This window comes from Ensifer adhaerens (assembly GCF_002940685.1).
GTDB classification, from domain to species: Bacteria; Pseudomonadota; Alphaproteobacteria; order Rhizobiales; family Rhizobiaceae; genus Ensifer; species Ensifer adhaerens_E.
Map to the genome: position 1 here is coordinate 1 of NZ_PNFP01000015.1, position 17359 is coordinate 17359.

Here is a 17359-nt window from a genome sequence, read left to right on the forward strand (position 1 = left end):
GAAAAGCTGCGCTTCGCGATCCGCGAAGGCGGCCGTACCGTCGGCGCAGGCATCGTTGCCTCGATCGTCGAGTAATCGACGGGACTGAGGGCGGGAAGACACAAGGCGCATGTGCTATGCGCCTTGGACATACCCGCCCCGAAAGATTTAGTTGGTCGCACGGCTTGCCGAAGACGACGAAATAGTGCAAATGGCGCCCACGCGTGATTTGCACGGTGCTTCGACGTCGTGCGCTCACAAAAAGACAGGCCGGCCACGGCCGCTCAAATAGGAAGGGGCAGGGGAAACTCTGTCCCTCCGATCTTTGAAAAATTAGCGGACTGGCCGAAATTAAACGAAGTTCACTGCGTGTTTTTCCACGGAAACCGCAAGTAACCCGAACAAGGATAAGTCGTATGAACGGCCAGAACATCCGCATCCGCCTCAAGGCGTTTGATCACCGGATCCTCGACGCCTCGACGCGCGAAATCGTGTCGACTGCAAAGCGCACCGGTGCCAGCGTGCGCGGTCCCGTACCGCTGCCGACGCGCATTGAAAAGTTTACGGTCAACCGCTCGCCGCACGTCGACAAGAAGAGCCGTGAACAGTTCGAAATGCGCACCCACAAGCGCCTTCTCGACATCGTAGACCCGACCCCGCAGACCGTTGACGCGCTGATGAAGCTCGACCTGGCTGCCGGCGTCGACGTGGAAATCAAGCTTTAATAAACAAGGAAGGTACGTGGACCCCGGTCCAACGGCTTCCAAAAACGGGCGACCTCAGGATCGGATGATCTCGAGGAGACCTTAAACCAGAGATGTGAGGGGGTTCGCTCCGTCACTAACTCTCAAGAGGAATGAACCGATGCGTTCAGGTGTGATTGCACAGAAAGTGGGAATGACCCGCGTCTATAACGACGCCGGTGAGCATATCCCGGTTACAGTTTTGAAGCTGGAGAACTGCCAGGTGGTAGCCCAGCGTACGGAAGAAAAGAACGGCTATGTAGCTGTCCAGCTCGGTGCTGGCCGCTCCAAGGTCAAGAACACGCCGAAGGCGATGCGTGGCCACTTTGCTGCTGCCAACGTCGAGCCGAAGGCGAAGCTCGTCGAGTTCCGCGTCTCCGCGGACAACCTGATCGACATCGGTCTCGAACTGACGGCGAACCATTTCGTTGCCGGTCAGCTCGTTGACGTCACCGGTACCACGATCGGTAAGGGCTTTGCGGGCGCCATCAAGCGCCACAATTTCGGCGGTCTGCGTGCAACGCACGGCGTTTCCGTATCGCACCGTTCGCATGGTTCGACCGGTTCCAACCAGGATCCGGGCCGCGTTTGGAAGGGCAAGCGCATGGCTGGTCACATGGGCCAGACCCGCGTTACCACTCAGAACCTCGAAGTCGTATCGACCGATGAAGACCGCGGTCTGATCCTGGTCAAGGGCGCTGTCCCCGGCTCCAAGGGTGCCTGGATCGTCGTTCGTGACGCCATCAAGTCGGGCACTCCGGAAGGCGCTCCGCGTCCGGCCGCTGTGCGCGCCGAAGCATCGAAGTAAGGGAGCCGAATAATGGATCTCAACGTCAAAACCCTCGAGGGCAAGGACGCGGGAAAGGTTTCCCTTTCTGACGCCATTTTCGGCCTCGAACCCCGTGAAGACATCATTGCCCGCGTCGTTCGTTGGCAGCTCGCCAAGAAGCAGCAGGGCACGCACAAGGCCAAGGGCCGCGCTGAAGTTTCCCGCACCGGCGCCAAGATGTACAAGCAGAAGGGTACGGGCCGCGCCCGCCACCACTCCGCTCGTGCTCCGCAGTTCCGCGGCGGTGGTAAGGCTCATGGCCCGGTTGTTCGCAGCCATGCCCATGACCTGCCGAAGAAGGTTCGCGCTCTCGGCCTGCGCCATGCGCTCTCGGCCAAGCTGAAGGCTGAAGAGATCATCGTCATCGACGATCTCGTTGCCAAGGAAGCAAAGACCAAGGCTCTCGCCGGCGTATTCGCGTCGCTCGGCCTCACCAACGCTCTCATCATCGGCGGCGCCGAGATCGAGAACAATTTCAAGCTCGCAGCCCAGAACATCCCGAACGTGGACGTTCTGCCGGTTCAGGGCATCAACGTTTACGACATTCTGCGCCGTGGCAAGCTCGTGCTTTCCAAGGCTGCCGTGGAAGCTCTGGAGGAGCGGTTCAAATGACGGATCTTCGCCACTACGACGTGATCGTGTCTCCCTCGATCACTGAAAAGTCGACGCTGGTTTCCGAACAGAACCAGGTCGTCTTCAACGTCGCCAAGGACGCTTCGAAGCCTGAGATCAAGGCTGCCGTCGAAGCTCTGTTCGGCGTCAAGGTTACGGCCGTGAACACGCTGGTCCGCAAGGGCAAGACGAAGCGTTTCCGCGGCTTTGCCGGAAAGCAGAAGGACGTGAAGAAGGCGGTCATCACGCTCGCCGACGGTCAGTCCATCGACGTCTCCACCGGTCTCTAACGGATAGGCCCATTAGGGTAAAAACCCAAAAGGGAACAAGAAAATGGCATTGAAAAATTTCAATCCGACGACCCCGAGCCAGCGCCAGCTGGTCATCGTTGACCGGTCCGGCCTCTACAAGGGCAAGCCGGTAAAGGCGCTGACCGAAGGCCTGTCCTCCAAGGGCGGTCGCAACAACCTCGGTCGCATCACCGTTCGCTTCCAGGGCGGCGGTCACAAGCGCACCTATCGTCTGGTGGACTTCAAGCGTCGCAAGTTCGACGTTGAAGGCACGGTCGAGCGTCTGGAATACGACCCGAACCGCACCGCGTTCATCGCGCTCGTCAACTACGCCGACGGCGAAAAGGCCTACATCCTCGCTCCGCAGCGCCTCGCTGCCGGCGACAAGGTCATCGCTTCGGAAAAGGCTGTCGACGTAAAGCCCGGCAACACGATGCCGCTGCAGTACATCCCGGTCGGCTCCATCATCCACAACGTGGAAATGAAGCCGGGCAAGGGCGGCCAGATGGCCCGCTCCGCCGGTACCTACGCACAGCTCGTTGGCCGCGACCAGGGCATGGCGATCCTTCGCCTGAACTCTGGCGAACAGCGTCTGGTGCACGGTTCCTGCCTCGCATCGATCGGCGCCGTGTCGAACCCCGACCACGGCAACATCAATGACGGCAAGGCTGGTCGTTCGCGTTGGCGCGGCAAGAAGCCGCACGTTCGCGGCGTCGTCATGAACCCGGTTGACCACCCGCACGGCGGTGGTGAAGGCCGTACCTCGGGTGGTCGTCACCCGGTTACCCCGTGGGGCAAGCCCACGAAGGGTAAGCGTACGCGCTCGAACAAGTCGACCGACAAGTTCATCATGCGCTCGCGCCACCAGAAGAAGAAGTAAGAGAGGAAGTCTCGAATGACTCGTTCAGTATGGAAAGGTCCGTTCGTTGACGGTTATCTTCTCAAGAAGGCTGAGAAGGTCCGCGAAGGCGGTCGTAACGAAGTGATCAAGATTTGGAGCCGCCGCTCCACGATCCTTCCGCAGTTTGTCGGCCTCACCTTCGGCGTCTACAACGGCAGCAAGCACGTTCCGGTCAGCGTCAATGAAGACATGGTCGGTCACAAGTTTGGTGAATTCTCTCCGACCCGGACCTACTACGGTCACGGTGCGGACAAGAAGGCAAAGAGGAAGTAACAATGGGCAAGGCAAAAGCCGAACGCCGGCTGAAGGATAATGAGGCGCAGGCAGTTGCGCGCACGATCCGCGTCAGCCCCCAGAAGCTCAACCTGGTTGCTGCGATGATCCGCGGCAAGAAGGTCGATCGCGCTCTGGCCGATCTGCAGTTCTCCCGCAAGCGCATTGCAGAGACGGTCAAGAAGACCCTTGAATCTGCCATCGCAAACGCAGAGAACAACCACGATCTCGACGTCGATTCGCTCGTCGTTGCAGAAGCTTACGTTGGCAAGTCGATTGTCATGAAGCGCTTCCACGCTCGTGGTCGCGGCCGTGCATCGCGTGTCGAAAAGCCGTTCTCGCACCTGACGATCGTCGTCCGTGAAGTGGAAGCCAAAGGGGAGGCCGCATAATGGGTCAGAAGATTAATCCGATCGGCTTCCGTCTCGGTATCAACCGGACCTGGGACAGCCGCTGGTTCGCGGACAACGCCGAATACGGCCAGCTTCTTCACGAAGACCTGAAGATCCGCGCTTACCTGATGGAAGAACTGAAGGCCGCCGGCATCGCCAAGGTGGTTATCGAGCGTCCGCACAAGAAGTGCCGCGTCACGATCCACTCCGCTCGCCCGGGCCTGATCATCGGCAAGAAGGGCGCTGACATCGAGAAGCTCCGCAAGAAGCTTTCCGAGATGACCAGCTCCGAAACGCACCTCAACATCGTTGAAGTGCGCAAGCCGGAAGTCGACGCGACCCTCGTCGCGCAGTCGATCGCCCAGCAGCTCGAGCGCCGCGTGGCTTTCCGCCGTGCGATGAAGCGCGCTGTTCAGTCGGCCATGCGTCTTGGCGCCGAAGGCATCAAGATCACCTGCGCCGGTCGCCTCGGTGGCGCCGAAATCGCTCGTACCGAATGGTACCGCGAAGGTCGCGTTCCGCTGCACACCCTGCGTGCGGACATCGACTACGGCACGGCTGAAGCGGAAACCGCTTTCGGCATCTGCGGCATCAAGGTCTGGATCTTCAAGGGCGAAATCCTTGAGCACGATCCGATGGCTTCCGAGCGTCGCGCGATCGAAAGTGACAACCAGGGCCCGGCAGGCCGTGATCGCGACCGTGGCGATCGTGACCGCCGTCGTGAAAACGCGTAACATTCGCGTTTGGCAGCCAATATCGGAGAAGTAAAAAAATGTTGCAGCCAAAGCGTACGAAGTATCGCAAGCAGTTCAAGGGCCGCATCAAGGGCGTAGCCAAGGGCGGATCTGATCTCGCTTTCGGCGAATTCGGCCTTAAGGCTCAGGAACCCAACCGCGTGAATGCGCGCGAGATCGAAGCGGCCCGCCGCGCGATCACGCGTCACATGAAGCGCGCCGGCCGCGTCTGGATCCGTGTGTTCCCCGACGTTCCGGTCACCGCCAAGCCGACGGAAGTCCGCATGGGTAAAGGTAAGGGTTCGGTCGAATACTGGGCATGCAAGGTCAAGCCCGGCCGAATGATGTTTGAGATCGATGGTGTCAGCGAAGAACTTGCCCGTGAGGCACTTCGTCTTGGCGCTGCCAAGCTCTCTGTCAAGACGCGCTTCGTGCAGCGTATCGCAGAGTAAGGAGTGAACTCATGAAAGCCGTAGATGTTCGCGCCCTGAGCGCCGATCAACTCAACGAAGAGCTTGCCAAGCTGAAGAAGGAGCAGTTCAACCTGCGCTTCCAGAAGGCAACCGGCCAGCTCGAGAAGTCTTCGCGTATCAACGAAGTCCGCAAGGACATCGCACGCGTCAAAACCATTGCCCGCCAGAAGGCGGCAGAAGCCAAGGCCTAAGGACCAGAAAATATGCCGAAACGCATTCTGCAGGGCACTGTTGTCAGCGACAAGAACGACAAGACCGTCGTCGTACGGGTCGAGCGCCGCTTTGCGCACCCGATCCTCCAGAAGACCGTCCGTCGCTCGAAGAAGTACAAGGCGCACGACGAAAACAACCAGTACAAGGTTGGTGACGTCGTTTCCATCGAGGAATGCGCGCCGATCTCGAAGGATAAGCGCTGGACGGTAGTCGCCGCCCACGCTTGATTTCAGCAGGTTTTGACGCCAAGACCCTTGCGTCTTGGGAAAATACCTGTATGAAGCACGCAATTGAAGCAGGGGAACGCTCGATTCCGGGCGTTCTTTTGCTTTGAGATGAGCACTATAAGCCGGGCGAGGGGGTTTCGACCCAACCGGCCTGGTAACAACAAGAAGGCGACCTGACATGATTCAGATGCAAACAAACCTCGACGTGGCGGATAATTCCGGCGCACGTCGTGTCATGTGCATCAAGGTGCTGGGCGGCTCCAAGCGCAAGTATGCGTCGGTCGGCGACATCATTGTCGTTTCGATCAAGGAAGCCATTCCGCGCGGCCGCGTAAAGAAGGGCGATGTCATGAAGGCTGTTGTCGTTCGCACTGCGAAGGACATCCGCCGTCCGGATGGCTCCGTCATCCGCTTTGACACCAACGCAGCCGTTCTTATCGATAACAAGAAAGAGCCGATCGGCACCCGTATCTTCGGACCGGTTCCGCGCGAACTTCGCGCCAAGAACCACATGAAGATCATCTCGCTGGCTCCAGAAGTACTCTAAGGGAGCGTTGAGAGATGCAAAAGATTCGCAAAGGCGACAAAGTCGTCGTTCTCACCGGTAAGGACAAGGGTCGTACCGGCGAAGTCGTCCAGGTAATGCCGAAGGAAGACCGGGCTGTCGTGCGTGGCGTCAACATGGTGAAGCGTCACCAGCGCCAGACCCAGAGCCAGGAAGCCGGCATCATCAACAAGGAAGCCTCGATCCATCTTTCGAACATCGCGATTGCCGATCCGAAGGACGGCAAGCCGACCCGCGTCGGTTTCAAGATCGACGGTGACAAGAAGGTCCGTGTGGCCAAGCGTTCGGGAGTAGTGATCGATGGCTAAGTCCGCTTATGAGCCCCGGCTCAAGAAGGAATATGTCGAACGTATTCGTGCGGCTATGCAGGAGAAGTTCTCCTACGCCAACGAAATGCAGATCCCGCGTCTCGACAAGATCGTCATCAACATGGGTGTTGGCGAATCGACGGGCGATTCGAAGAAGCCGTCCGTTGCTGCTGCCGACCTCGCTGCAATTGCCGGCCAGAAGCCGGTAATCACCCGCGCTCGCAACTCCATCGCAGGCTTCAAGCTTCGCGAAGGCATGCCGATTGGTGCCAAGGTTACCCTGCGCGGCGTTCGGATGTTTGAGTTCCTCGATCGCCTCGTGAACATCGCGCTTCCGCGCGTTCGCGACTTCCGTGGCCTCAACCCGAAGTCCTTTGACGGACGTGGCAACTTCGCCATGGGCGTCAAGGAACACATTGTGTTCCCTGAGATCAACTACGACAAGGTTGATCAGATGTGGGGCATGGACATCATCGTTTGCACGACGGCAACTAACGACGACGAAGCTCGTGCTCTGCTCGCAGAGTTCAACTTCCCGTTCCGTCAGTAATCCGTAACGACAAGCGTAAAGAAGGATAACTGTAATGGCGAAAACGAGCGCAGTTGAAAAGAACAAGCGCCGCCGCAAACTGGTTGCCTCGCAGGCTGCAAAGCGTGCCGCTCTGAAGGCGACCATCATGAACCAGTCTCTGCCGATTGAAGAGCGGTTCAAGGCAACCATCAAGCTGGCAGGCCTGCCGCGCGATGGATCCAAGACCCGCATCCGCAACCGTTGCGAAGTTACCGGCCGTCCGCGCGCCTTCTATCGTAAACTTCGTATGTCGCGTATTGCGCTTCGCGAACTGGGCAACCTCGGCAAGGTGCCGGGCGTCGTCAAGTCGAGCTGGTAAGGAGACGGGCACATGGCAATGACTGATCCGCTGGGCGATATGCTCACCCGTATCCGTAACGGCGCGGCTCGCCGCAAGTCGAGCGTTTCGACGCCGGCTTCCAAGCTCCGCGCACGTGTTCTGGATGTTCTTCAGGCTGAAGGTTACATCCGCGGGTACTCTGAAGTCGTATTCGGCAACGGCAAGACCGAGCTGAACATCGAGCTGAAGTACTACGAAGGCGCTTCCGTGATCCGTGAGATCGGACGCGTTTCCAAGCCGGGCCGCCGAGTTTATGTCTCGGTTAAGTCCATTCCGCAGGTCGCGAACGGCCTCGGCATCACCATCCTTTCGACCCCGAAGGGCGTGATGGCCGATCATCAGGCACGCGAACAGAATGTTGGTGGCGAGATCCTTTGCTCCGTCTTCTAATTGAAGACGGTAGCAAGTTCTCCATAGCGAACAGACAGGTATAAAAATGTCTCGTATCGGTAAAAAGCCCGTTCAGGTTCCGGCAGGCGTCACGGCAAGCGTTGATGGCCAGAAGGTAACGGCGAAGGGCCCGAAGGGCGAACTGTTCTTTGTTGCAAACGACGAAGTATCGGTAGCGCTCGAAAACAATGCGGTTGTTGTACAGCCGCTCAGCCAGAGCAAGGATGCTCGTTCGAAGTGGGGCATGTCCCGCACGATGATCGAGAACATCTTCAAGGGCGTCAAGGACGGTTACGAGCGCAAGCTCGAAATCAACGGCGTTGGTTATCGTGCGTCGCTGCAGGGCAAGAACCTGCAGCTGGCGCTCGGCTTCAGCCACGACGTCGTCTACCAGACCCCGGAAGGCATCACGATTGCTGTTCCGAAGCCGACCGAAATTATCGTGTCCGGCATCAACAAGCAGCAGGTCGGCCAGGTTGCCGCGGAAATCCGCGAATACCGCGGCCCCGAGCCCTACAAGGGCAAGGGCGTCAAGTATGCCGAAGAGCGGATTGTCCGCAAAGAAGGCAAGAAGAAGTAAGGAACACGCGAAATGGCTAGCAGGAAAGATACTCTTGTGCGTCGCGCCAACCGCGTGCGCCGTCAAATCAAGGCGGTCGCCAATGGCCGTCCGCGCCTGTCGGTTCATCGCTCGTCGAAGAACATCTACGTACAGGTTATCGATGACGTTGCCGGCAAGACGCTCGCGTCTGCCTCCACGCTCGATACCGATCTGCGTTCGTCGCTGAAGACGGGCGCTGACACGGCAGCTGCGGCTGCCGTCGGCAAGCTCATCGCTGAGCGTGCCGCAAAGGCTGGCGTCAAGGACGTTGTCTTTGATCGTGGCGCCTTCATCTATCACGGCCGCATCAAGGCTCTCGCCGATGCCGCCCGTGAAGGTGGTCTGAACTTCTGATCGGTTGCCAGGCGGGCTCTGCGCCCGCCTGGAACTCTCATAGGTTTCCGGTCGCATCCGATCCATCGGACGGGGGCGACTTTTGTCAATCTGCCGATTGCACCCGGAAAAGAAAAAGGAAAAGGACAATGGCACAGGAAAGAAAGGGTTCTCGCGAAGATCGCCAGAACCGCGAAGAGCGCGACAGCGAATTCGTCGATAAGCTCGTAGCAATTAACCGCGTCGCCAAGGTGGTGAAGGGCGGTCGTCGTTTCGGTTTCGCCGCTCTCGTCGTCGTTGGCGACCAGAAGGGCCGCGTCGGCTTCGGTCATGGCAAGGCACGCGAAGTGCCGGAAGCCATCCGCAAGGCGACTGAAGCCGCCAAGCGCGACCTCATTTTCGTCCCGCTGCGTGGTGGTCGTACCCTGCATCACGACGTCCACGGCCGTCACGGCGCCGGCAAGGTGCTGCTGCGTTCGGCCAAGGCCGGTACCGGTATCATCGCCGGTGGCCCGATGCGCGCCGTCTTCGAAACGCTCGGCGTTCATGACGTCGTCGCCAAGTCGACCGGTTCGTCGAACCCCTACAACATGGTTCGTGCAACCTTCGACGCCCTCAAGAACCAGATGCACCCGAAGGACATCGCAGCTCAGCGCGGCATGAAGTACGCCACGCTCCAGGCTCGCCGTGCCGCCTCCGGCGCTGCTTCCGAAGAATAAGGGAGCTGACAGATGGCTAAGAAAGAAGTTGCAAAGAAGACGGTTACCGTCGAGCAGATCGGTAGCCCCATTCGCCGCCCGGCCTCGCAGCGTCAGACGCTCATCGGCCTGGGCCTCAACAAGATGCACCGGGTTCGCACGCTGGAAGACACCCCGTCTGTCCGCGGCATGATCCGGACCGTCCAGCACCTCGTTCGCGTCGTCGACGAGAAGTGAGGGGGATAAGCTCATGAAACTGAATGAAATCAAGGACAACGAAGGCTCGACCCACAGCCGCAAGCGTCTTGGCCGTGGTATCGGCTCGGGCTCCGGCAAGACCGCCGGTCGCGGTGTGAAGGGTCAGAAGGCTCGTTCGGGCGTCGCCATCAACGGCTTCGAAGGCGGCCAGATGCCGATCTACCGTCGTCTGCCGAAGCGCGGCTTCAACAACATCTTCGCTTCGGAGTTTGTTGTCGTGTCGCTCGGCCGCATCCAGACGGCAATCGACGCCAAGAAGCTCGACGCTTCCAAGACCGTTGACGCAGCTGCCCTCAAGGCGGCCGGCGTCATCCGTCGCGAAAAGGACGGCGTCCGCGTTCTGGCCGACGGCGAACTGAAGGCGAAGGTTTCGCTCGAAGTTGCCGGTGCCTCCAAGTCGGCGATCGAGAAGATCGAAAAGGCTGGCGGCGCGATCAAGCTGCTCGCAGCGGCTGCCGAATAATATTATTGATGAACCGCCCGGGGTGCTTCACTCCGGGCGGTTTTGCTCCCATATGTGAGCCTCACGTCCGCAAGCGCGAATCGCTCGCCGCGGCGGACATAGCGGAAACCACGGTGAGGCATCCGATTGCAGACACAATCGCCTCGCGTCCGGTTTTCAAGACGAAAAGTTAGTCCTTCCGGAACGGACCGGGTGTTCCCGCTGATTCCGAGATTTGGTACGCGGAGAATTGCATGGCTTCTGCAGCGGAACAGCTCGCCTCGAACCTGAATTTCTCGACTTTCGCCAAGGCGGAAGATCTGAAGAAACGTCTTTGGTTCACGCTTGGTGCGCTTCTGGTTTACCGTCTTGGCACCTATATCCCGCTGCCCGGTCTTAACCCGGACGCGTTTGCCCAGGCATTCCGCGGCCAGAGCGGCGGCATCCTCGGCCTCTTCAACATGTTTTCGGGCGGTGCAGTTGAGCGCATGGCGATCTTCGCGCTCGGCATCATGCCCTATATCTCCGCCTCGATCATCGTTCAGCTGATGACGTCGGTCGTTCCGGCGCTGGAGCAGCTGAAGAAGGAAGGCGAGCAGGGCCGCAAGATCATCAACCAGTATACCCGTTACGGCACGGTGCTTCTCGGCACGGCGCAGGCTTATGCCATTGCCGTCGGCCTTGAGAGCGGCAACGGCCTTGTGAACGATCCGGGCTGGTTCTTCCGTATTTCCACGGTCATCTCGCTGCTCGGCGGCACGATGTTCCTGATGTGGCTCGGCGAGCAGATCACGTCGCGCGGCATCGGCAACGGCATCTCGCTGATCATCTTTGCCGGTATCGTCGCGCATCTGCCGACGGCGCTTGCCGGAACGCTCGAACTCGGTCGCACCGGCGCGCTGTCGACGCCGCTGATCCTCGCGATCATCGTCATGGTCGTCGGCGTCATCGCGCTCATCGTTTTCGTCGAACGCGCGCAGCGGCGGCTTCTGATCCAGTATCCGAAGCGCCAGGTCGGCAACCGCATGTTCCAGGGGGATACCTCGCACCTGCCGCTCAAGCTCAACACTTCGGGCGTCATCCCGGCGATCTTCGCCTCGTCGCTGCTGCTGCTGCCGGCAACGCTTGCGGGCTTTGCCAATACGGCGACGCTGCCGGGCTGGGCGACCACCGTGGTCGGCGCGCTTGCGCACGGCAAGCCGCTCTACATGGTGCTCTACGGTGCAATGATCGCGTTCTTCGCCTTCTTCTACACCGCGATCGTCTTCAATCCGAAGGACACGGCCGACAATCTGAAGAAGCACGGCGGCTTCATTCCGGGCATTCGTCCGGGCGAGCGTACCGCGGAATACATCGATTATGTCCTGACGCGCATCACCGTGATCGGCGCGGCCTACCTGATCTTCGTCTGCATTCTGCCGGAAGTTCTGATTTCGCAGACCGGCGTGCCGTTCTACCTTGGTGGTACGTCGCTTTTGATTGTTGTCAGCGTCACCCTTGATACGGTAGCACAGATCCAGGGCCACCTCATCGCACAGCAATATGAGGGGCTGATCAAGAAGTCGAAGCTGCGCGGAGGAAAGAGGGGACGATGAGACTGATTTTTTTGGGACCGCCGGGCGCTGGCAAGGGGACACAGGCCAAGCTTCTGACGGAGAGATACGGCATTCCGCAGCTTTCCACAGGAGATATGCTGCGGGCGGCCGTCGCCCAGGCGACCGAGGTCGGCAAGCGCGCCAAGGCGGTCATGGATGCCGGTCAGTTGGTATCCGATGAGATCGTCAACGAAATCGTGTCGGATCGCATCGATCAGTCGGACTGCGCGAAGGGGTTCATCCTCGACGGTTACCCGCGCACGGTTCCGCAGGCGATCGCGCTCGGCAAGATGCTCGAGGGCAAAGGGCTGAAGCTCGACGCCGTGATCGAGCTCAAGGTAGACGAGGCGGCCCTTGTAAAGCGGATGGAGAATCGCGTAGCGGAAACCATCGCAGCTGGCGGCACCGTTCGTTCGGACGACAATCCGGAAGCCTTCAAGCGCCGGCTGACCGAGTACCGCGAAAAGACTGCGCCGCTCTCCGAGCATTACGCCGGAACGGGGCAGCTAAGAACGGTCGATGGCATGGCGGACGTGAACACCGTCACCGCCGAGATCGAGAAGATTCTGGCTTAGACACTGGTCTTTGCCGAAAAGGAACCGCCGGGGAGTTGACTTTTCCGGCCGATTCCGCCAAAGACAGCGCCAACTCGCGACATGAGAGCGATCGGCGCGGTCTTCAAAGAAAATGAAGTCCGGGTACGGTCGTTTTTGACGTGTCTCGAACCTCAATCAACGTGCGGCTCTTCGAGGTCGCGTAACGAAGCACCTATTGCCGGATGGCAACTGGAACGCAAGGAGAATAGACGTGGCACGTATCGCTGGCGTCAACATCCCGACGGCAAAGCGCGTAGTTATTGCGCTGACCTACATTCACGGGATCGGCCCGAAATTCGCACAGGAAATCATCGAGAAGGTCGGTATTCCGGCTGATCGCCGCGTGCATCAGCTGACGGACGCTGAAGTCCTGCAGATCCGCGAAACCATCGACCGCGACTACCAGGTCGAGGGTGACCTGCGTCGCGAGACCTCGATGAACATCAAGCGCCTGATGGACCTCGGCTGCTACCGCGGCCTGCGTCACCGTCGTGGCCTGCCGGTTCGCGGTCAGCGCACCCACACCAACGCCCGCACCCGCAAGGGTCCGGCGAAGGCGATTGCCGGTAAGAAGAAGTAATTTCCCGAAAAGGGAGATTGGGAGGCTGGTGTCAACACCGGCCTCCTTTTGCAGTTTGGAAGGGCGTTCGCCCGACCTTTGTCCGACCGGTTCGGTCGGACGGATAGATCGCAGGGCGGGCTCCGTTCTGCGGGAAATGAAGATGCAGGGCAGGGGACGTCAAATCCTTTTCCCGGTGGAGCCGCTGGAATTACGGCGGTGCAGAGATCTAAGAAAGGGATCCTATGGCCAAGGAAGCCACCCGCGTTCGCCGTCGCGAACGCAAGAACATCACGTCTGGCGTCGCGCACGTCAACTCGTCGTTCAACAACACCATGATCACCATCACTGACGCACAGGGCAACGCGATTGCCTGGTCGTCGGCCGGTGCCAAGGGTTTCAAGGGCTCGCGTAAGTCGACCCCGTTCGCCGCACAGATCGCCGCTGAAGACTGCGCCAAGAAGGCTCAGGAACACGGCATGAAGTCGCTGGAAGTCGAAGTTTGCGGTCCGGGTTCCGGCCGTGAATCCGCTCTTCGCGCGCTGCAGGCTGCGGGCTTCATGATCACCTCGATCCGCGATGTGACCCCGATCCCGCACAACGGCTGCCGCCCGCGCAAGAAGCGCCGCGTCTGATCATTTGCATTCAACATGCCGGTGAGGGCGTATCCGCGCTCTCCCGGTCTTCGGGGCTCGGTTGTCACGATTGGATGGTGGCAACGAACGGAAGGCAGAAAACATGATCCAGAAGAATTGGCAGGAACTGATCAAGCCGAACAAGGTGGAGTTCGTCTCCTCCGGCCGCACCAAGGCAACGCTGGTTGCGGAACCGCTTGAACGCGGCTTCGGTCTGACGCTCGGCAACGCGCTTCGCCGCGTGCTTCTGTCGTCGCTGCGCGGTGCTGCTGTCACCGCAGTGCAGATCGACGGCGTTCTGCACGAGTTCTCCTCTATCCCGGGCGTCCGGGAAGATGTGACGGACATCGTGCTCAACATCAAGGAAATCGCCATCAAGATGGATGGCGACGACGCAAAGCGCATGGTCGTGCGCAAGCAGGGTCCGGGCGTTGTGACCGCCGGTGACATCCAGACGGTTGGCGATATCGAAATCCTCAACCCGAACCATGTGATCTGCACCCTCGACGAGGGCGCGGAAATCCGCATGGAGTTCACCGTCAACAACGGCAAGGGCTACGTGCCGGCTGATCGCAACCGCTCGGAAGATGCTCCGATCGGCCTGATCCCGGTCGACAGCCTGTACTCGCCGGTCAAGAAAGTGTCCTACAAGGTGGAAAACACCCGCGAAGGCCAGGTTCTTGACTACGACAAGCTGACGATGTCCATCGAGACGGACGGTTCCGTCACCGGTGAAGATGCGATCGCGTTTGCGGCCCGCATCCTTCAGGACCAGCTGTCGGTCTTCGTCAACTTCGACGAGCCGCAGAAGGAAGCAGAGGAAGAGGCAGTTACCGAACTCGCCTTCAACCCGGCGCTTCTCAAGAAGGTCGACGAACTGGAACTTTCGGTCCGTTCGGCCAACTGCCTGAAGAACGACAACATCGTCTACATCGGCGACCTCATTCAGAAGACCGAAGCAGAAATGCTCCGCACGCCGAATTTTGGTCGCAAGTCGCTGAACGAAATCAAGGAAGTTCTCGCTTCCATGGGCCTGCACCTCGGCATGGAAGTGCCGTCCTGGCCGCCTGAGAACATCGAAGATCTCGCCAAGCGTTACGAAGACCAATACTAACCATTAGACTGCGGGCGAATGCCTGCAAGTGAAGGAGAATAGCCATGCGCCACGGTAAAGCCGGCCGCAAGCTGAATAGAACCGCCAGCCACCGCAAGGCGATGTTTGCCAACATGGCAGCTTCGCTGATCCAGCACGAGCAGATCGTTACGACTCTGCCGAAGGCCAAGGAAATCCGCCCGATCGTCGAGAAGCTCGTCACGCTCGGCAAGCGCGGTGACCTGCACGCTCGCCGCCAGGCGATCTCGCAGATCCGCGACGCCGCTGTCGTTGCCAAGCTGTTCGACACGATCGCATCGCGTTACGCCACCCGCAACGGCGGCTACCTGCGCATCATGAAGGCTGGCTTCCGCCACGGCGACAACGCCGCTCTCGCCGTCATCGAATTCGTTGACCGCGACGTCGATGCAAAGGGCGCCGCTGACCGCGCTCGCGTTGCCGCTGAAGCCGAAGCTGCCGAAGCAGCCTAAGCCGATCGAAGGCAGTGAAATTGAAGCGGCCGGGTGTTCATCACCCGGCCGCTTTTTTATGCGTTCGCGGTGCGGCGTATCGGCCGAACTGCAGCGGTATCAAGGTCTGTCGTCGTTGTCGGGCCGCTTTCGTTAGTTTCGGAAATGACGGTGCTGATGACGGAAGATCACCACGAGACATACAGCAACAAGCGCATAGAAGGCGGGCCATGCGAACAGCAGTGCCAGGGCACCTGCGCAGAGGGAGTATGCGAGATCCGACAGCAAGGATGGCCAGAAGCGATTAAATCTGGCCGCGCGGACAAAATCCTGCAGGAATTCCAATAGTCCCCGTGCGAACGTCGACAGGAGCCTTCGAGATGGCAAGCGATCGTAATCGCGGTGAGCGTCCATCCTTCGGAGCTTGTCCAAAAGCCGCTGTGTTGTTCCGGGCATGCGTCGATACTTGTTGTTGTCCGCCTGAGGTCCAGGCTGTGGTACATGTCGTTGCGGTCAAGCGAAAAAACAACCTTGTGGTGTTGGTGTGTCGACGGTACTCACGCATAGTGTTCACTATGCCTTGCCGGCGGCAGGCCGAATCGAAGTGCCAGGCGCCTGTCGTTTGCGCTTGAGATAGGGCTTGCGCACAAACCGCCAGGAAAGCAGCACGGCGACGAGCCCGAGATAGAGCATCTGCTCCGGCCCGACGACCTTGACCGCCATGGCGAAATGCACCGCGCCGGCAGCGGCGATCACGTAGGCGAGTCGGTGGAGCTTGTTCCAGCGTTGGCCGAGCGTGCGGATCGACCAGGTGTTGGAGGTCAGCGCCAGCGGGATCAGCATGGCCAGGGCCGCCATGCCGATCGTAATGAACGGGCGGCGGGCGATGTCGGCGACGATCGCCTGGACGTTCAGCCGCTGATCAAGCAGCATGTAAGCCAGGAAGTGCATCAGCACGTAGTAGAAGGCGAGCAGCCCCAGCGCCCGGCGGTAGCGCAGCCAATTGACGCCGATGAGATCGCGGATCGGGGTGATCGCCAGGGTCGCGACCAGAAACCGAAGGGCCCATAACCCGAGCAGGTGCTCGAATTCCTTGACCGGGTTGCCGGGCAGCCGCCCGGTCGCGCCGAGATAGAAGGCATAGGCTGCCGGCAGCAGGCCGAGACCGTAGAGCGCCCAGACCGAGGTCGAATGGTAGCGTTTCGGAAGCGAGGGCAGGCGGGGCATGGTCAGTAGTTCGCTCTCAGATCCATGCCGGCATAGAGGCTCGCCACCTCGTCAGCGTAGCCGTTGAAGGGCAGGGTGTCGCGCCGGTTGGAGCCGAAGAAGCCGCCGCCGCCGATGCGGTTTTCCGTTGCCTGGCTCCAGCGCGGGTGATCGACCGCCGGATTGACGTTGGCGTAGAAGCCGTATTCGTTGGGCGCCGAAAGGTTCCACGTCGACGGCGGCTGCGTTTCCGTCAGTGAAATCCGCACGATCGATTTGATTCCCTTGAAACCGTACTTCCAGGGTGTGACGAGCCGAACGGGCGCGCCGTTCTGGTTGGGAAGCGTCTTGCCGTAGACGCCGACGGAGAGAAGGGTGAGGGGGTGGCGCGCCTCGTCGAGCCGGAGCCCCTCGCGATAGGGCCAGGGAAGCGGCTGGAAGAAGCCGGACTGGCCCGGCATCTCGGAGGGACGCACCACGGTTTCGAAAGAGACATATTTGGCGCTGCCCAACGGCTCGACCTTGTCGATGAGGGCCGAGAGCTGAAACCCGGTCCAGGGAATGACCATCGACCACGCCTCGACGCAGCGCATGCGGTAGACGCGCTCCTCGATCGGGAACTTCAGCAGCTCCTCGAGCCCGATCTCCTGCGGCGTGCCGACGAGGCCGTCGACTTTCACCGTCCAGGGCGTGGGCTTGAAGCTGCCCGAATTGGCAGCGGGATCGCCCTTGCCGGTCCCGAACTCATAGAAGTTGTTGTAGCTGGTAACGTCTGCCTCGGGCGTCAGGTCCTCGTCGACCGTGTATTTGCCCTTGGGGGCGCTGAGCGCGGCCGCCAGCCCCGTGCCGCTGCCCGCAAGCAGAGCGCTGCCGGCGGCAGCCCCGAGGAAGGTGCGGCGGTTGAGGAAGATGGCCTCCGGAGTGATTTCGGAGGAAACGATTCGCGGCGGGCGGTAGGATGGCATGGTCTTTTCCGAAGCGGTTTATGAGCCTTGTCTTCTATGAACTCACCAGACTTTCGATCACCGCGAAA

The 17359-nt window shown here is 60.0% G+C and carries 29 protein-coding genes and 1 pseudogene; 28 read left to right on the top strand and 2 right to left on the bottom strand.

Annotation, left to right across the window (positions count from 1 at the left end; all coding sequences use genetic code 11):
• The 28 genes and pseudogenes from C1A35_RS36075 to rplQ form a co-directional block, all read left to right on the top strand.
• Positions 1-75 (top strand): annotated as a pseudogene (locus C1A35_RS36075) (elongation factor Tu); the annotation flags it as partial.
• Between the two features lie 320 nt (positions 76-395).
• Positions 396-704 carry a 30S ribosomal protein S10 gene (rpsJ, locus tag C1A35_RS25795; protein WP_003507767.1) on the top strand — a complete coding sequence of 103 codons (309 nt, stop codon included), beginning with the start codon at positions 396-398 and terminating at the stop codon, positions 702-704.
• 139 nt (positions 705-843) lie between these two features.
• A complete protein-coding gene (gene rplC / locus C1A35_RS25800; protein WP_065776811.1) occupies positions 844-1530 on the top strand; it encodes a 50S ribosomal protein L3 in 687 nt (228 codons plus the stop codon).
• Between the two features lie 12 nt (positions 1531-1542).
• Complete coding sequence (rplD, locus tag C1A35_RS25805) at positions 1543-2163, top strand: 50S ribosomal protein L4 (RefSeq protein ID WP_034795521.1); 621 nt, start codon at positions 1543-1545, stop codon at positions 2161-2163.
• Positions 2160-2453 (top strand): 50S ribosomal protein L23, encoded by a 294-nt coding sequence (locus tag C1A35_RS25810; protein ID WP_034795524.1) that lies wholly within the window; start codon positions 2160-2162, stop codon positions 2451-2453. Before rplD ends, C1A35_RS25810 begins: the two co-directional genes overlap by 4 nt.
• A 43-nt stretch (positions 2454-2496) precedes the next feature.
• Positions 2497-3333 (top strand): 50S ribosomal protein L2, encoded by an 837-nt coding sequence (gene rplB / locus C1A35_RS25815; protein WP_043623402.1) that lies wholly within the window; start codon positions 2497-2499, stop codon positions 3331-3333.
• 15 nt (positions 3334-3348) lie between these two features.
• Positions 3349-3627, top strand: a complete 279-nt coding sequence (gene rpsS, locus C1A35_RS25820) for a 30S ribosomal protein S19 (RefSeq protein WP_018239488.1) — start codon at positions 3349-3351, stop codon at positions 3625-3627.
• Positions 3628-3629: 2 nt separating this feature from the next.
• Positions 3630-4019: a 50S ribosomal protein L22 gene (rplV, locus tag C1A35_RS25825; protein ID WP_077961504.1), complete on the top strand. Its 390-nt coding sequence runs from the start codon at positions 3630-3632 to the stop codon at positions 4017-4019.
• Entirely contained in the window at positions 4019-4753 is a 735-nt protein-coding gene (rpsC, locus tag C1A35_RS25830; protein WP_034795537.1) for a 30S ribosomal protein S3, read from the top strand. Before rplV ends, rpsC begins: the two co-directional genes overlap by 1 nt.
• Positions 4754-4791: 38 nt before the next feature.
• Positions 4792-5205 (top strand): 50S ribosomal protein L16, encoded by a 414-nt coding sequence (gene rplP / locus C1A35_RS25835; protein ID WP_011975175.1) that lies wholly within the window; start codon positions 4792-4794, stop codon positions 5203-5205.
• Between the two features lie 11 nt (positions 5206-5216).
• Complete coding sequence (rpmC, locus tag C1A35_RS25840; RefSeq protein WP_034795543.1) at positions 5217-5417, top strand: 50S ribosomal protein L29; 201 nt, start codon at positions 5217-5219, stop codon at positions 5415-5417.
• A gap of 12 nt (positions 5418-5429) precedes the next feature.
• The gene (gene rpsQ / locus C1A35_RS25845; protein WP_034795546.1) at positions 5430-5666 is read left to right on the top strand and encodes a 30S ribosomal protein S17; all 237 of its coding nucleotides are present in this window, start codon (positions 5430-5432) and stop codon (positions 5664-5666) included.
• Positions 5667-5844: 178 nt separating this feature from the next.
• Positions 5845-6213 carry a 50S ribosomal protein L14 gene (rplN, locus tag C1A35_RS25850; RefSeq protein WP_034795548.1) on the top strand — a complete coding sequence of 123 codons (369 nt, stop codon included), beginning with the start codon at positions 5845-5847 and terminating at the stop codon, positions 6211-6213.
• A gap of 14 nt (positions 6214-6227) precedes the next feature.
• Entirely contained in the window at positions 6228-6539 is a 312-nt protein-coding gene (rplX, locus tag C1A35_RS25855) for a 50S ribosomal protein L24 (RefSeq protein WP_025426674.1), read from the top strand.
• A complete protein-coding gene (gene rplE, locus C1A35_RS25860; protein ID WP_104667130.1) occupies positions 6532-7089 on the top strand; it encodes a 50S ribosomal protein L5 in 558 nt (185 codons plus the stop codon). The genes rplX and rplE overlap by 8 nt, the downstream gene beginning before the upstream one ends.
• A 34-nt stretch (positions 7090-7123) precedes the next feature.
• Positions 7124-7429, top strand: coding sequence for a 30S ribosomal protein S14 (rpsN, locus tag C1A35_RS25865; RefSeq protein ID WP_104667131.1), 306 nt, complete (start codon positions 7124-7126; stop codon positions 7427-7429).
• Positions 7430-7441: 12 nt separating this feature from the next.
• Positions 7442-7840 carry a 30S ribosomal protein S8 gene (gene rpsH, locus C1A35_RS25870; protein WP_104667132.1) on the top strand — a complete coding sequence of 133 codons (399 nt, stop codon included), beginning with the start codon at positions 7442-7444 and terminating at the stop codon, positions 7838-7840.
• Between the two features lie 46 nt (positions 7841-7886).
• Positions 7887-8420, top strand: a complete 534-nt coding sequence (gene rplF, locus C1A35_RS25875; protein WP_104667133.1) for a 50S ribosomal protein L6 — start codon at positions 7887-7889, stop codon at positions 8418-8420.
• 12 nt (positions 8421-8432) lie between these two features.
• On the top strand, positions 8433-8795 hold the full coding sequence (rplR, locus tag C1A35_RS25880; protein WP_034795567.1) for a 50S ribosomal protein L18: 363 nt from the start codon (positions 8433-8435) through the stop codon (positions 8793-8795).
• Positions 8796-8923: 128 nt separating this feature from the next.
• Positions 8924-9493 (top strand): 30S ribosomal protein S5, encoded by a 570-nt coding sequence (gene rpsE / locus C1A35_RS25885; protein WP_043623386.1) that lies wholly within the window; start codon positions 8924-8926, stop codon positions 9491-9493.
• 12 nt (positions 9494-9505) lie between these two features.
• Positions 9506-9709 (top strand): 50S ribosomal protein L30, encoded by a 204-nt coding sequence (gene rpmD, locus C1A35_RS25890; protein WP_077961502.1) that lies wholly within the window; start codon positions 9506-9508, stop codon positions 9707-9709.
• Positions 9710-9722: 13 nt separating this feature from the next.
• Positions 9723-10193 (top strand): 50S ribosomal protein L15, encoded by a 471-nt coding sequence (gene rplO, locus C1A35_RS25895; protein WP_104667134.1) that lies wholly within the window; start codon positions 9723-9725, stop codon positions 10191-10193.
• A gap of 233 nt (positions 10194-10426) precedes the next feature.
• Positions 10427-11767, top strand: coding sequence for a preprotein translocase subunit SecY (gene secY, locus C1A35_RS25900; protein WP_104667135.1), 1341 nt, complete (start codon positions 10427-10429; stop codon positions 11765-11767).
• A complete protein-coding gene (locus tag C1A35_RS25905; protein ID WP_104667136.1) occupies positions 11764-12342 on the top strand; it encodes an adenylate kinase in 579 nt (192 codons plus the stop codon). Before secY ends, C1A35_RS25905 begins: the two co-directional genes overlap by 4 nt.
• Positions 12343-12574: 232 nt before the next feature.
• Positions 12575-12943, top strand: coding sequence for a 30S ribosomal protein S13 (gene rpsM, locus C1A35_RS25910; protein ID WP_034795586.1), 369 nt, complete (start codon positions 12575-12577; stop codon positions 12941-12943).
• 224 nt (positions 12944-13167) lie between these two features.
• Positions 13168-13557, top strand: a complete 390-nt coding sequence (gene rpsK, locus C1A35_RS25915; RefSeq protein ID WP_003536496.1) for a 30S ribosomal protein S11 — start codon at positions 13168-13170, stop codon at positions 13555-13557.
• A gap of 103 nt (positions 13558-13660) precedes the next feature.
• The gene (locus tag C1A35_RS25920) at positions 13661-14671 is read left to right on the top strand and encodes a DNA-directed RNA polymerase subunit alpha (RefSeq protein ID WP_034795592.1); all 1011 of its coding nucleotides are present in this window, start codon (positions 13661-13663) and stop codon (positions 14669-14671) included.
• Positions 14672-14715: 44 nt separating this feature from the next.
• Entirely contained in the window at positions 14716-15141 is a 426-nt protein-coding gene (rplQ, locus tag C1A35_RS25925) for a 50S ribosomal protein L17 (protein ID WP_077961498.1), read from the top strand.
• A gap of 552 nt (positions 15142-15693) precedes the next feature.
• On the opposite strand, the gene msrQ is transcribed toward rplQ, so the two are convergent.
• Together msrQ and msrP are read right to left on the bottom strand one after the other, a co-directional pair.
• Positions 15694-16347 (bottom strand): protein-methionine-sulfoxide reductase heme-binding subunit MsrQ, encoded by a 654-nt coding sequence (gene msrQ / locus C1A35_RS25930; protein ID WP_104667137.1) that lies wholly within the window; start codon positions 16345-16347, stop codon positions 15694-15696.
• Between the two features lie 2 nt (positions 16348-16349).
• Positions 16350-17291 (bottom strand): protein-methionine-sulfoxide reductase catalytic subunit MsrP, encoded by a 942-nt coding sequence (gene msrP, locus C1A35_RS25935; protein ID WP_104667138.1) that lies wholly within the window; start codon positions 17289-17291, stop codon positions 16350-16352.
• Positions 17292-17359 lie beyond the last annotated feature (68 nt).

What these genes read in the sequence shown, in the direction of transcription:
- rplF (WP_104667133.1), top strand. Translation starts at nt 7,887, where the DNA reads ATGTCTCGTATCGGTAAAAAGCCCGTTCAGGTTCCGGCAGGCGTCACG.
- C1A35_RS25810 (WP_034795524.1), top strand. Translation starts at nt 2,160, where the DNA reads ATGACGGATCTTCGCCACTACGACGTGATCGTGTCTCCCTCGATCACT.
- rplV (WP_077961504.1), top strand. Translation starts at nt 3,630, where the DNA reads ATGGGCAAGGCAAAAGCCGAACGCCGGCTGAAGGATAATGAGGCGCAG.
- rplC (WP_065776811.1), top strand. Translation starts at nt 844, where the DNA reads ATGCGTTCAGGTGTGATTGCACAGAAAGTGGGAATGACCCGCGTCTAT.
- rpsK (WP_003536496.1), top strand. Translation starts at nt 13,168, where the DNA reads ATGGCCAAGGAAGCCACCCGCGTTCGCCGTCGCGAACGCAAGAACATC.
- rpsE (WP_043623386.1), top strand. Translation starts at nt 8,924, where the DNA reads ATGGCACAGGAAAGAAAGGGTTCTCGCGAAGATCGCCAGAACCGCGAA.
- rpmC (WP_034795543.1), top strand. Translation starts at nt 5,217, where the DNA reads ATGAAAGCCGTAGATGTTCGCGCCCTGAGCGCCGATCAACTCAACGAA.
- C1A35_RS25905 (WP_104667136.1), top strand. Translation starts at nt 11,764, where the DNA reads ATGAGACTGATTTTTTTGGGACCGCCGGGCGCTGGCAAGGGGACACAG.
- rpsQ (WP_034795546.1), top strand. Translation starts at nt 5,430, where the DNA reads ATGCCGAAACGCATTCTGCAGGGCACTGTTGTCAGCGACAAGAACGAC.
- rpsJ (WP_003507767.1), top strand. Translation starts at nt 396, where the DNA reads ATGAACGGCCAGAACATCCGCATCCGCCTCAAGGCGTTTGATCACCGG.
- rpsH (WP_104667132.1), top strand. Translation starts at nt 7,442, where the DNA reads ATGGCAATGACTGATCCGCTGGGCGATATGCTCACCCGTATCCGTAAC.
- C1A35_RS25920 (WP_034795592.1), top strand. Translation starts at nt 13,661, where the DNA reads ATGATCCAGAAGAATTGGCAGGAACTGATCAAGCCGAACAAGGTGGAG.
- rpsS (WP_018239488.1), top strand. Translation starts at nt 3,349, where the DNA reads ATGACTCGTTCAGTATGGAAAGGTCCGTTCGTTGACGGTTATCTTCTC.
- rplD (WP_034795521.1), top strand. Translation starts at nt 1,543, where the DNA reads ATGGATCTCAACGTCAAAACCCTCGAGGGCAAGGACGCGGGAAAGGTT.
- rplN (WP_034795548.1), top strand. Translation starts at nt 5,845, where the DNA reads ATGATTCAGATGCAAACAAACCTCGACGTGGCGGATAATTCCGGCGCA.
- rpsN (WP_104667131.1), top strand. Translation starts at nt 7,124, where the DNA reads ATGGCGAAAACGAGCGCAGTTGAAAAGAACAAGCGCCGCCGCAAACTG.
- rplR (WP_034795567.1), top strand. Translation starts at nt 8,433, where the DNA reads ATGGCTAGCAGGAAAGATACTCTTGTGCGTCGCGCCAACCGCGTGCGC.
- rplE (WP_104667130.1), top strand. Translation starts at nt 6,532, where the DNA reads ATGGCTAAGTCCGCTTATGAGCCCCGGCTCAAGAAGGAATATGTCGAA.
- rplX (WP_025426674.1), top strand. Translation starts at nt 6,228, where the DNA reads ATGCAAAAGATTCGCAAAGGCGACAAAGTCGTCGTTCTCACCGGTAAG.
- rpmD (WP_077961502.1), top strand. Translation starts at nt 9,506, where the DNA reads ATGGCTAAGAAAGAAGTTGCAAAGAAGACGGTTACCGTCGAGCAGATC.
- rplQ (WP_077961498.1), top strand. Translation starts at nt 14,716, where the DNA reads ATGCGCCACGGTAAAGCCGGCCGCAAGCTGAATAGAACCGCCAGCCAC.
- secY (WP_104667135.1), top strand. Translation starts at nt 10,427, where the DNA reads ATGGCTTCTGCAGCGGAACAGCTCGCCTCGAACCTGAATTTCTCGACT.
- msrQ (WP_104667137.1), bottom strand. Translation starts at nt 16,347, where the DNA reads ATGCCCCGCCTGCCCTCGCTTCCGAAACGCTACCATTCGACCTCGGTC.
- rplP (WP_011975175.1), top strand. Translation starts at nt 4,792, where the DNA reads ATGTTGCAGCCAAAGCGTACGAAGTATCGCAAGCAGTTCAAGGGCCGC.
- rpsC (WP_034795537.1), top strand. Translation starts at nt 4,019, where the DNA reads ATGGGTCAGAAGATTAATCCGATCGGCTTCCGTCTCGGTATCAACCGG.
- rplB (WP_043623402.1), top strand. Translation starts at nt 2,497, where the DNA reads ATGGCATTGAAAAATTTCAATCCGACGACCCCGAGCCAGCGCCAGCTG.
- rplO (WP_104667134.1), top strand. Translation starts at nt 9,723, where the DNA reads ATGAAACTGAATGAAATCAAGGACAACGAAGGCTCGACCCACAGCCGC.
- msrP (WP_104667138.1), bottom strand. Translation starts at nt 17,291, where the DNA reads ATGCCATCCTACCGCCCGCCGCGAATCGTTTCCTCCGAAATCACTCCG.